This is a genomic window from Pantoea sp. MQR6, assembly GCF_022761075.1.
Lineage (GTDB): Bacteria > Pseudomonadota > Gammaproteobacteria > Enterobacterales > Enterobacteriaceae > Pantoea > Pantoea phytostimulans.
Genome location: NZ_JAKYXB010000007.1, coordinates 21,581 through 33,738, shown reverse-complemented (window position 1 = coordinate 33,738; position 12,158 = coordinate 21,581). Strand labels below are relative to the sequence as shown.

The 12,158-nt window shown below is 52.4% G+C and carries 11 protein-coding genes; 6 read left to right on the top strand and 5 right to left on the bottom strand.

What is annotated here, in order from left to right; all coding sequences use genetic code 11:
* Positions 1-19: 19 nt before the first annotated feature.
* From nirC to nirB, 3 genes are read right to left on the bottom strand one after another with little or no spacing between them, the layout of a single operon-like run.
* A complete protein-coding gene (gene nirC / locus MUG06_RS20325) occupies positions 20-823 on the bottom strand; it encodes a nitrite transporter NirC (protein WP_243079845.1) in 804 nt (267 codons plus the stop codon).
* 23 nt (positions 824-846) lie between these two features.
* Positions 847-1,173: a nitrite reductase small subunit NirD gene (gene nirD, locus MUG06_RS20320; RefSeq protein ID WP_243079844.1), complete on the bottom strand. Its 327-nt coding sequence runs from the start codon at positions 1,171-1,173 to the stop codon at positions 847-849.
* On the bottom strand, positions 1,170-3,710 hold the full coding sequence (gene nirB, locus MUG06_RS20315) for a nitrite reductase large subunit NirB (protein WP_243079843.1): 2,541 nt from the start codon (positions 3,708-3,710) through the stop codon (positions 1,170-1,172). The genes nirD and nirB overlap by 4 nt, the downstream gene beginning before the upstream one ends.
* 231 nt (positions 3,711-3,941) lie before the next feature.
* On the opposite strand from nirB, the gene MUG06_RS20310 reads away from it, so the two are divergent.
* Complete coding sequence (locus tag MUG06_RS20310; protein WP_243079842.1) at positions 3,942-5,225, top strand: cytosine deaminase; 1,284 nt, start codon at positions 3,942-3,944, stop codon at positions 5,223-5,225.
* A gap of 37 nt (positions 5,226-5,262) precedes the next feature.
* On the opposite strand, the gene tsgA is transcribed toward MUG06_RS20310, so the two are convergent.
* Complete coding sequence (gene tsgA, locus MUG06_RS20305; RefSeq protein WP_215845398.1) at positions 5,263-6,441, bottom strand: MFS transporter TsgA; 1,179 nt, start codon at positions 6,439-6,441, stop codon at positions 5,263-5,265.
* A gap of 261 nt (positions 6,442-6,702) precedes the next feature.
* Between tsgA and ppiA the strand changes: the two genes are divergently transcribed.
* From ppiA to MUG06_RS20280, 5 genes are all read left to right on the top strand, one after another.
* Positions 6,703-7,275, top strand: coding sequence for a peptidylprolyl isomerase A (ppiA, locus tag MUG06_RS20300; protein WP_215845399.1), 573 nt, complete (start codon positions 6,703-6,705; stop codon positions 7,273-7,275).
* Positions 7,276-7,373: 98 nt separating this feature from the next.
* Complete coding sequence (locus MUG06_RS20295) at positions 7,374-7,544, top strand: YhfG family protein (protein ID WP_215845400.1); 171 nt, start codon at positions 7,374-7,376, stop codon at positions 7,542-7,544.
* Positions 7,534-8,127: a putative adenosine monophosphate-protein transferase Fic gene (locus MUG06_RS20290; RefSeq protein WP_215845401.1), complete on the top strand. Its 594-nt coding sequence runs from the start codon at positions 7,534-7,536 to the stop codon at positions 8,125-8,127. Before MUG06_RS20295 ends, MUG06_RS20290 begins: the two co-directional genes overlap by 11 nt.
* A gap of 42 nt (positions 8,128-8,169) precedes the next feature.
* On the top strand, positions 8,170-8,745 hold the full coding sequence (locus MUG06_RS20285) for an aminodeoxychorismate synthase component II (RefSeq protein ID WP_243079841.1): 576 nt from the start codon (positions 8,170-8,172) through the stop codon (positions 8,743-8,745).
* An 88-nt stretch (positions 8,746-8,833) separates the two neighbouring features.
* The gene (locus tag MUG06_RS20280; RefSeq protein ID WP_243079840.1) at positions 8,834-10,054 is read left to right on the top strand and encodes an aspartate aminotransferase family protein; all 1,221 of its coding nucleotides are present in this window, start codon (positions 8,834-8,836) and stop codon (positions 10,052-10,054) included.
* A gap of 17 nt (positions 10,055-10,071) precedes the next feature.
* Here the strand turns inward: MUG06_RS20280 and MUG06_RS20275 are convergent, their stop codons facing one another.
* On the bottom strand, positions 10,072-12,147 hold the full coding sequence (locus MUG06_RS20275) for a YccS/YhfK family putative transporter (protein ID WP_215845403.1): 2,076 nt from the start codon (positions 12,145-12,147) through the stop codon (positions 10,072-10,074).
* Positions 12,148-12,158: the final 11 nt, after the last annotated feature.

The following is a 12,158-nucleotide window of genomic DNA, read 5'->3' as shown; positions in this document are numbered from 1 at the left end:
CGGGCTGAAATAGGGGGGATTAAGCTGTTTTAACCGGTCCGACTGAAAGATCAGGTTGTGGGCGCTGTGCACGCGGTGTGGCGTACCAGTAACCGAGCCCCATAAACACCATGCCGGAAAGCATGTTACCCAACGTCACCCAAAGCAGATTGTGACCGATGCCGCCCAATGTCAGGCTCTCATTATGCTGACCGAACCAAGAGAGTGCAAAAACCGTCATGTTAGCCACGGAGTGCTCGAAACCGGAAGCAATAAACGCCAGCAGGCACCACCAAATCGCAATCATTTTCGCTGCGCCTTCAGTACGCAATGCCATCCAAATCGCCAGGCAAACTAACCAGTTACAGAGTGCGCCTTTGAAGAACAGGGCCATGGCGGGTTGGGCAGTTTTCGCCAGTGCAGCCGCGTGGATAAGCGAATTAGCATTAGGCAGCAGCGGGCCAGCGGCAAAGTAGTAAATCAGGGCAACCGCAACGGAGCCGACTAAATTACCCAACCAGGTTTGCGGCAAAACACACCACAACTGGCCTTGCGAAATACTGCCTGCTTTAACACCGATCGTCAGGAACATCGTATGGCCGGTGAAAAGTTCCGAACCCGCAACGATCACCAGCGTCAGCGCGATGCCAAAAGTGGCACCCATCACCAACGGCCGCAGGGCAGGATCGACAAGATTACCCAGCGTGAAGATCAAAATGATCGCTAAACCGACGTAAGCACCCGCCATCGCCGAGCTAATCCAGAAAGCCAGCGGGCTCTCCTGCGCAGTACGGACAATACGCGCCGCGTTGGCCGCGCTTTTATTCAGTGTGTCAGTAAACATGGTGTTGTCTCATAAAGTGAAATTCAGGCGCAAACTTCGACCTGGCCCGCGCTAACGCGCACCGGATACGCAGCGACCGAGCGTGCTTCATCTTCCATACAGTGGCCATCATAGAGGCGAAATCGCTGCTTTTTTAGCGGACTCGCCACCCACAATGCATCCTGATGCTCGGCGATAATGCCGCGCGACAGCACGCTGGCGTCGGCAAAAGGATCGATATTGCTGATGGCAAACAGCTGCTCATCATCACGTGGACGGAAAATGGCAATCTGCTGACCATTGACCAACGCACAGACGCCGGTCGCGGGTAAGATTTGTGTCAACTGACACACGACAGTCCACTGGCTCATGCTTCACTCTCCTCAATCAGCGTGACGGCAATACGTTCAGATGGGCGCGCCGGGCGATGTTGATCGCGTTCAGTCACGATTTGTACATTGGGATCGCGTTGCGGCGAATTGATAAAGTGGGCGAAGCGCGCCTGGCTTTGTTGATCCTGTAGCGTGGCGGTCCATTCACAACTCACGCTGCCGCGCAGGCGGTTCAATTCACTTTCCAGCTGCGCATTGATGCCTAATTTGTCGTCAACGATCACGCTGCGCAGATACTCAACGCCGCCTTCCAGACTCTCTAGCCACAACGACGTGCGTTGGAGGCGATCGCCGGTACGGATGTAAAACATCATGAAACGATCGAGGTAGGTCACTAAGGTGGCTTGATCGAGATCGGCTGCCAGCAGATCCGCATGGCGAGGTTTCATGCCGCCATTGCCGCAGATATAAAGATTCCAGCCTTTCTCAGTCGCAATCACGCCGACATCTTTGCCTTGAGCTTCAGCACATTCACGGGTACAACCCGACACGCCAAATTTCATTTTGTGAGGCGTACGAATACCTTTGTAACGATTTTCCAGCATCACGCCAAAGCCCAAGCTGTCGCCGACGCCAAAGCGGCACCAGGTGCTGCCAACGCAGGTTTTTGCCATGCGCAATGCTTTCGCATAGGCGTGACCGGTTTCAAAGCCCGCAGCAACCAGCTGGGACCAAATCGCCGGAAGATCATCTTTCTGGGCACCAAACAGGCCAATACGTTGTGAACCGGTGATTTTGGTGTAGAGGTTGTACTGCTGTGCGACTTCGCCAATCACTTGCAGACCTTGCGGGGTGATTTCACCGCCCGGTGAACGCGGGATCACTGAATAAGTGCCGTCTTTCTGAATATTGCCGAGGAAAACATCATTGCTGTCCTGCAGCGGCGTATGTTGCGGTTTCAGGACATAATCATTCCAGCAAGAAGCCAGCAGCGATCCCACCGTGGGTTTACACACTTCGCAGCCGTAACCCTGACCATATTTAGCCAACAGCGCATCAAAGCTTTTAATTTCGTCTACCCGAATCAGGTGATACAACTCCTGGCGCGAATAAGGGAAGTGGGCGCAAAGATGATTATTCACTTCAATGCCCTGACGGCTAAGCTCGCTGTTAAGCACCTGCGTAATCAGCGGTATGCAGCCGCCACATCCGGTGCCGGCACGGGTTTCCCCTTTTAACGCCGCCACGGTGTGACATCCGCCTTTTACTGCTGTGATGATGTCGGCTTTAGTGACGTCAAAACAGGAACAAATCTGCGCGTTGTCAGGCAGCGCATCCACGCCAATTGACGGCTTTTCGCCGCTGCCGGTCGGAAGAATCAACGCTTCCGGATTGCCAGGTAAAGGAATCGCATTCAGGACCAGTTGCAGTAGATTGCCATAATCGCTGGTATCACCGACCAGCACTGCGCCAAGCAGCGTTTTCTGATCTTCGCTGAGGATCAGGCGCTTGTAGATAGATTTGCTTTCATCCAGCCAGACAACACTTTTCGCGCCCGGCGTGTTGCCACGAGCATCGCCAATGCCGCCGACATCTACGCCCAGCAGTTTTAATTTGGCGCTCATGTCCGCGCCAGAAAAAGCGTTATCACGGCCCAATAGCGTATCGCAGGCGACCTGGGCCATTTTATAGCCCGGCGCAACCAGGCCAAATACACGATCTTGCCAGGCGGCGCATTCACCGATGGCGTAAATAGTGGGATCGCTGGTTTGGCAGCGGTTATTAATGGCAATGCCACCGCGCGTACCGATTGAAAGTCCGCACTGCTTCGCCAGTTTGTCCTGCGGACGAATACCGGTTGAGAAGACAATAAAATCGACCTGCAACTCGCTGCCATCCGCAAACTGCAGCGTTTTGCCGCCTTTGTCATGATGAAGAATCTGTTGGGTATTTTTGCCGGTATGTACCTGCACGCCCATCTCTTCAATCTTGCGACGCAGCTGTTCGCCGCCCTGTTTGTCGAGCTGTTCCGCCATTAAGACGGGCGCAAACTCAATAACGTGCGTCTCGACACCCAGATTTTTCAGCGCACCTGCGGCTTCCAAACCCAGTAATCCACCGCCAATCACCGCGCCACGTTTGCTGCGACGTGAACAGGCTTCGATAGCGTTGAGATCTTCAATCGTGCGATAAACAAAGCAGTTGCTGCCCTCGGCCCCTTTGATGGGCGGAATCCAGGGATAAGAACCGGTGGCAAAAATCAGCGTATCGTAATGAACGGCGCGACCGGTGTTAGAGTGAATCAGCTTCTCTTCCCGGTTGAGGGTAATGGCGCGTTCGCCAAGCAGCAGCTTGACCTGATGTTTTTCATAAAAACCTTCGCGAACCAGGGAAAGTTCTTCGGCGGTGTGGTGGGAGAAGTATGCAGAAAGGTGAACGCGATCATAGGCGACGCGGGGTTCTTCACAAAAAACGGTCAACGAAAACTGGCCAGGATCAGCTTTGTCGATCAGCTCTTCTATGAAGCGGTGGCCGACCATGCCGTTACCAATAATGACGACATTGTGCTTGCTCATTGTTGCCTCAAATTTGCGATATCTGCGGCTACAATAGCGCGACGTTTTTAGCCCTTATTGATGTATATCAATAAGGGCTTTATATACCTATTTAGAGTTATATGGCTGATTTTGAAAGATTTTATCTAACCCGCTTATATTGCTGAAAAAAGCGTTATCTGGCTCGCTCTCATCATGAAGCTGAATCGTGCTAGCTTTAAGCGAATACGTCTGAATGGAGAACGCATCGCTATGACTAAACCGTCCCTGAAGTCGATTATCAATTTGCGCCTGCCCGGGCGTGATGGAGAGTGGCAGATCGATATTGCTGAAGGCAAGATCGCCGCTATTCATCAGCAGTCGCAGCACACCGAGCAGATGAATGCGGTGCTGGATGCAGAAGGCGGATTAGCCAGTGCGCCATTTATTGAGCCGCATATTCACCTCGATACCACGCAAACGGCGGGCGAACCGACGTGGAATCAATCCGGCACGCTGTTTGAAGGCATTGAGCGCTGGGCTGAGCGCAAAGCGTTGCTCAGCCATGAAGATGTAAAGCAGCGCGCGATGCAAACGCTGAAGTGGCAAATCGCGAATGGCATTCAGTTTGTGCGTACCCACGTAGATGTTTCTGATCCCACCTTGACCGCGCTGAAAGCCATGCTGGCGTTGAAAGCGGACATGGCGCCGTGGATTGATATCCAGATTGTGGCGTTTCCGCAGGAGGGGATTCTCTCTTATCCCAATGGTGAAGCGTTGCTGGAAGAGGCGATGCGCATGGGCGCGGATGTGGTCGGCGCGATCCCCCATTATGAATTTACCCGCGAATATGGCGTGGAGTCGCTGCATAAGGCATTTGCCCTTGCTAATCGTTACGACAAGCTGGTGGATGTGCACTGCGATGAGATTGATGATGAGCAGTCGCGCTTTGTGGAAACCGTGGCGGCGCTGGCACATCGAGATGGCATGTGCGCGCGCGTAACCGCCAGTCATACCACGGCAATGCACTCTTATAACGGCGCTTATGCTTCACGCTTGTTTCGTTTGCTCAGCCTTTCAGGCATTAACTTTGTGGCAAATCCACTGGTGAATATTCATCTGCAAGGACGCTTCGACACCTATCCCAAAAGACGCGGTATTACGCGGGTAAAAGAGCTGCTGGAAGCGGATATTAATGTCTGCTTTGGTCATGATGATGTGTTTGATCCCTGGTATCCGCTTGGCACCGCCAACATGCTGCAGGTGCTGCACATGGGTCTGCATGTTTGTCAGCTAATGGGATATGAACAGATTGATGCAGGACTAAAGCTGATTACTCACAACAGCGCGAAGACCATGAATCTCAGCGGTTACGGTCTTGAGGTCGGTAATGATGCCAATCTGATTATTCTACCGGCAGAGAACGGTTTTGATGCGGTAAGGCGGCAGGTTCCCGTACGCTATTCGATTCGTGGTGGCGCACTGATTGCGGCGACCCAACCGGCGCAGAGCGAGATTTATTTACGGGAAGCAGAGCGGGTGGATTTTAAACGCTGAACGAGGCAGGGCGGCGCCGTAACGCCGCCTTCGGGGATTAATGCGTAACGTGACCATGCTGGCGATGCTTGGTAACAAAACCCAGCAGCACACACATGACGAACACCACAGCATACAAGCCATTCGCGGTAGAGAGCGCAGTGTGTACGCCACTCTTTTCAACAATCGGGCCGGTAACCACAAAGGTCAACATGGTGCCAACGGTGCCGCAGGTCAGGATAAAGTTCACCAGCTTCGGTGAAGCGACTTTGGTTTGCAGCGAACCCAGCGTGATGATGGTGGTGTAAATTGCGCTGGAGCTGAAACCCAGAATCATGATGATCCAACTCAACATGCTGGCGTCGTTGCTGCTGACAAACCAGTACATCAATACCGTGGCGAGGCCCGCTAACACCATTAGAATGCGTTGCAGGTCGAAGAAACGCAGCAGGAAGCTGAACACCCACATGCCAACCATGTAGGCTGTCCAGAAGTTACCGACCAACTGACCTGCGCTGGCGATATCCATGCCCATGGTTTTGGTCGCGTATTCTGGTACCCAAGAGATAAAGCCAAGCTGGCCGAGGATGTAGCACAGCGCGGCAACGGAAAGCAGCAGCACGCCCACGCCCCATTTCTCTTTTTCTACGGTTGGGCTGTTTTCTGGTTTGCGCAGCACGGGGAATTCAATAAACATCGCCAGAACAAAAATAGCCACATAGATAACGCCGATGCAGACATAAACCCAGTACCATGGCAACTGACGCGCCAGCAGAATCCCTGCCAGCACCGGAAACAGCGTGCCTGCCATGCTGAAAAAGGAGTCGGTAAACAGCAGGCGTGAACCGCGTTGACGACCTTCGTACATATGGGTAATCAGGAAAGTACCAATCGACATGGTAATGCCGCTGACCACACCCAGCACGAACATGCATAGCGAGAAGATGCTGAGATCGCGGCTGGTCATCAGGCCAATGATGGCAAACACCATTAATATGAAGCCGAAAATCAACTGGCGCTTCAGCGGGATAATAACCATCAACCAGGCGTTAAGAAAAACTGCCGCCAGGATGCCGGTATTAAGGAAGGTAAACGTATTACTCATGCTAGAAATAGGGATCTGGAAATCTTTCGCAATATCACCCATTACCATGCCGGTGACGATCACCAGCGCGCCGGTAAGCGCATACGAAAAGAAGCTGATCCAGGTAAGGCCTAGTCGATTGCGGTTTGTCATGTTCTGAACCTGTTAAGAACCGGAAGGTCGGCAAAAGTGTCAGAAAGTGTAAACGCAACTGTGATCTTAATAAACAACCAGTGAAAATCAGGATCCATATTTCATTGAATGTGTGATTTTAGTCACGTAAGACGTTGGGTTTAACGTTTGCGCTGTTTCGTTGAGCTCAGCGTAAATTAAGGTAAAACGCTGGCTCTTGTATTACATGCTCTTTACAATCAATCACGTTTTGAGCTCGCTCTCCAAGGTAAGGAATCTTTCATGTTTAAACGTACTTTGACAGCGGCAGTTGCCCTGTTAGCGCTCTCCTCAGTTTCCGCCTCGGCATTAGCCGCTAAAGGCGATACACACGTTCTGCTTACTACTTCTGCCGGCAATATCGAACTCGAACTGAACGACCAAAAAGCGCCGGTTTCAGTGAAAAACTTTGTCGATTATGTGAACAACGGTTTTTATAACAATACTATTTTCCACCGTGTGATCCCGAGCTTTATGGTTCAGGGTGGCGGCTTCACCACGGATATGCAGCAGAAACAGACCAATGCGCCAATCAAAAATGAAGCGGACAATGGCTTGCGTAACCTGCGTGGCACCATTTCAATGGCGCGTACGGCTGATAAAGACAGCGCCACTAGCCAGTTCTTCCTGAACGTGGCAGATAACGCCTTCCTCGATCACGGCCAGCGTGATTTTGGTTATGCGGTATTTGGTAAAATTGTGAAAGGCATTGAAGTGGCCGATAAAATTTCTCAGGTGCCAACGAAAGATGTAGGCCCATACCAGAATGTACCGTCAAAACCGGTAGTTATCATTTCCGCAAAAGTCCTGCCTTAACGCACTTATATCGCCATCTCCCGATGGCGAACCCTATCCGCCTCCGGCAAAGGAAAATTTTGCTCTTATACTTAGGGCAAATCCCAGCAGGAGGCGACATGGCACATAAACTCACAGACAAACAAAAATCTGCGCTCTGGCAACAGCGGCGTGCTGCCAGCTATCAGGCGAGCTGTCGGCTGGAAGGCTTCACGTTAAATGAGCTGGCTTTGAAAGGTGAAGATGCTCAGGCGCGACTGGAATCGTTGAGGAGGCAATATGGCCAATAATATTGCTGCCGCCCGCGATCCTTATCTGTGGCATAACGATGATGTGCTGAAAAATCGTCTTGATATTCACGATGCCGCTCAGCTACGCAAAGCGGAGTTAAGCTTCAGCGCAGCGCGGCTTGCTACGTTAGAGCTCAGCACCTATACGCTGGGTTTGCCCTATCTTTGTTATATTCACCGCACCCTCTTCCAGGATGTGTACAGCTGGGCAGGCGAGCTACGTACTATCGATATCTGGCGCGGCGATACGCCATTTTGCCATTTCGAATATATCGAAAAAGAGGGGAATACCCTCATGAGCGCATTGGAGGAGGAGAATGGTTTAGCCGATCTTTCCCCAGAAGCGTTTGTGCAGCGTATGGCGCATTATTATTGCGAGATCAATGTGCTGCATCCTTTCCGTGAGGGAAATGGCCGCGCGCAACGCATCTTCTTCGAACAGTTAGCGCTGCATGCAGGTTATTTGCTGGAGTGGGGAAAAATCGAGTCTGAAGCATGGAACGCTGCAAATCAGGCGGGTGCTTCCGGCGACCTCAAGCCGCTTGAGAAGGTCTTTACGAAAGTGGTGAGTGAGATAGCGTAACAGCTGTAGAATGGCGGCGCTTTTAACCACTCAGGATTGGTCATGCTGCTGCTCATCGACAACTACGACTCTTTCACCTGGAATCTCTACCAATACTTTTGCGAACTCGGCGCAGAAGTCAGCGTGGTGCGCAATGACGCCATCACGCTGGAAGAAATAGAGGCGCTGCCTTTGACGCATCTGGTGATTTCGCCCGGCCCTTGTACACCGGATGAATCGGGGATTTCGCTGGCGGCGATTCGCCATTTTGCCGGACGTATACCGATACTGGGCGTCTGTCTGGGTCATCAAGCTATCGCGCAAGCATATGGAGCCAAAGTGGTGCGCGCGCGTCAGGTGATGCACGGGAAAACCTCTGCCATTCAACACACCAGCTGCGGCGTGTTCCGCCTTCTGAAGAATCCCCTTACCGTAACGCGTTATCACTCTTTGATCGTCCAGCGTGATACGTTGCCAGACGAATTTGAGATTACCGCCTGGAGCCTGCGCGACGGGCAACCCGATGAAATTATGGGGTTCCGCCACAAAACCCTGGCGCTGGAAGGCGTACAGTTCCATCCAGAAAGCATTCTTAGCGAACAAGGGCATCAACTGCTGCGCAATTTTCTTGATCAGTAAAACACTGTTTGCCTTTGAATGATTTTTTATGCATATTTTGTGATTATTATTTCACATTGGCTCAACAAACAATCAAATGAGGTCGTCAATGGCAGCGGAAAAAATTGCGGTAACGCGGGAAACGTTCGATAACGTTATTTTGCCTGTTTATGCACCAGCGCAGTTTGTGCCGGTGAAAGGCAAAGGCAGTCGCGTATGGGACCAGCAAGGCAAAGAGTATATCGACTTTTCAGGCGGCATCGCGGTGACCGCGTTGGGCCACTGCCATCCGGCGCTGGTAGAAACGCTGAAAAGCCAGGGTGAAACGCTGTGGCATACCAGCAATGTTTTTACTAACGAACCGGCGCTGCGTCTTGCCAGCAAGTTAATCAACGCCACCTTTGCTGACCGCGTTTTTTTCGCCAACTCTGGCGCAGAAGCTAACGAAGCCGCCTTCAAGCTGGCGCGTTATTATGCCTATAAGCGTCATAGTCCTTTCAAAAGCAAAATCATCGCTTTCCACAATGCTTTTCATGGCCGCACGCTGTTTACCGTATCGGTTGGCGGGCAGCCGAAGTATTCCGATGGCTTTGGTCCAAAACCGGCGGATATTGTGCATGTGCCTTTCAACGATCTGGACGCTGTCAAAGCGGTGATTGACGATCACACCTGTGCCATCGTGGTTGAGCCGATCCAGGGTGAGGGCGGCGTGATGCCCGCCACGCCGGAATTTATGCAAGGCCTACGCGCATTGTGCGATCAACATCAGGCGCTGCTGGTGTTGGATGAAGTACAAAGCGGTATGGGCCGCAGCGGCAAGCTATTTGCCTATGAACATTATGGCGTGACGCCAGATATTCTGACCTCGGCCAAAGCGCTGGGCGGCGGTTTTCCGGTAAGCGCGATGCTGACCACCAATGAAATCGCGTCGACCATGGCGCCGGGCGTGCACGGCACCACTTACGGCGGTAATCCGCTGGCGTGCGCCATTGCCGAAACTGCGTTGGACATCATCAACACACCGGAAGTCCTGGACGGGGTTGAAACGCGTCGTCAGCAATATGTTGAAGCGCTGAAGGCTATTGATGCGAAGCACGATCTGTTCTCAGATATTCGCGGTAAAGGTTTGCTGATTGGCGCGGCGCTGAAACCGCAGTACGCAGGCAAAGCGCGAGACATCCTGAATGCTGCCGCGGCAGAAGGTTTGATGATTTTGGTGGCTGGCACCGACGTGATTCGTTTTGCGCCATCGCTGGTGATCGAGCCCGCCGATATTGAAGAAGGCATGATGCGTTTCGCCAAAGCGGTAGAAAAGGTGCTTAACGCGTAACGCCTTTTCTCCGTGAATTAGCTTTTCCGCAAATGCCTCACCAGCCAGCGACCGTGTTGCGGGCGCTGGCTCCAGGCCAAAGACGAGATGGTATGCATCACGCTCAGATGGGCCTGAATGCGTTTAACATGCTGCTCTAACACCGTAATCGGGCCTTCGTTGATGTTCTCTGCGGCTTCCAACACGTTGGTCTGAGAACTGTTCCCGTCATACTCCAGCCGCTGCTGACAACGCTGCAAGGCAATTTCACACGACTGCAAATAGCTCTCCGCCAGTGAAGGGGGCAACATGGTATGTTCACGCGCCAGAATGGTCATGGCGTTAATGTGTTCAACGATGAACTGACTGTGTGTCACCCACATGCGCATATCTTTTAAATATTGCGAATTAAAACCCGGCTCCTGCATCGCCTGATTGAGCGAGTTGAACAAGGCGTTATGTGCCTGATTAACCAGCACCCGCTGATAAGCCAGTTTTTCAGCCGATTGTTCAGGCCCCAGCAACATGCGCAGCGCATCCTGGTAAGTTTCCAGCGCATCATGCGCATTTTGACGCAATAAACCGCTCTGCCATTGTGGCCACAGCCACACCATACCGCCAAAGGCGATCAGGCAGCCCATTATGGTATCCATCAGGCGCGGCAGCAGAAATTGCGCGCCATTCAGTGACAGCAACTGCAACGAATAAACCGCTGTGACGGTAAAACCAATCGTTGCCCAACCATAAAACTGGCGAGTGAAGACATAACTGATAAAAGTAATGGCCAGCATGATCAACAGCACCAGCGATTCCGGGACGGCGAAGCGCAGCGTGGCGGCCGCAATCACCAATCCAGCAAAAGTACCCAGCGCACGGTGCTGAATACGAACCCGCGTGGCGCTGTAACTGTTCTGGCTGACGAACATAATGGTCATCAAAATCCAGTAGGGTTTGGGGATATTGAAAAACATCGCCAACGCGCTGCCAAACATCAGCATCACAGAAAACCGTCCGGCGGTGCGCAGTGCGGCGGATCTGAATCTTAGATAGCTACGCAACGCAGACAGAAGCGGAAGGCGACGTTGGCGATCGGCCATTAAGTCACGTTGATAGAGCGGCTTTTGCGTACGTAACACGCGGGCGATGCGGTTGAAATGGTAAAGACAAAAATTGCCGACCGGGTTATCGGGATGCTGGCGCGTAATTTTTTCCAGTGCGCCCAGCTGTTTATCCATTGAGAAACGATCGGGAAGCTGGTGATAAAGGATGTTGTCAGCTAAGACGCGCAGCCGTGCAGAAATGGTTTTAGCGTTCCAGCGGATCACCGCTTCGGCATGGCTTTGCTCAACCAGCTTTTGCACTTCTTCCGGCTGATGCAGACTGACCGAAATATGCTCCTGTAAATCCAACGCAACTTGAAAAGCCCGCTTCAGGCGTTTATGGGTTTCATCACCGTTGGCAGACAGCATATGCATCTGCTGATAGCAGATATTAATCAAATCCACCGCTTTTTGCTGACGCGCCAGCAGAGGTGGCAGCGCCTTTTCAGGATCGGTGAGTTGTGTCAGCAAGGTGTATTTCGCGTCGCAATAATTTGCCAGCTCGCGATAGACCAGACTCAGGCTTTCACGCATTGGTTGCTCTTTCCACAACCAAAACCAGAACCAGTTAAACAGGCCATACCACAGCGTACCGCCAATGTAGAGCAGCGGCGGAACCCAGATAGGCATGTGACCCATCAGGCTCAAGGTGAAGATTGAGGCGATCAGCGCGCCGGGCAGTAAACGCCCGTGAAGTGGACTGATCTCACCCGTTACACCCAGCAAAAGCGGCACGACAAACAGAATCGCGGGCAGGGGAATGCCTTTCAGCGTGAGCCACTGAATAAGAAAGCTGCCAAGTGCAAACAGGCCGCCGCCAACGATCAGGCGTTTGAAGAAGCGCTTGTGGGGCGTATCAAGGCCAGCAATATTGCAGCAAGCGGGAACCAGTGAGAACAGCAGACCTTTTTGCAGATCGCCAAACAGCCAGCCGAGCGCAACGGGCACGCAAAGGACCAGCGTTTGCCGCAGGGCATAATTGATCTCAGGATGATAAATGATTCGACGCCACATCAGCTCAGCGC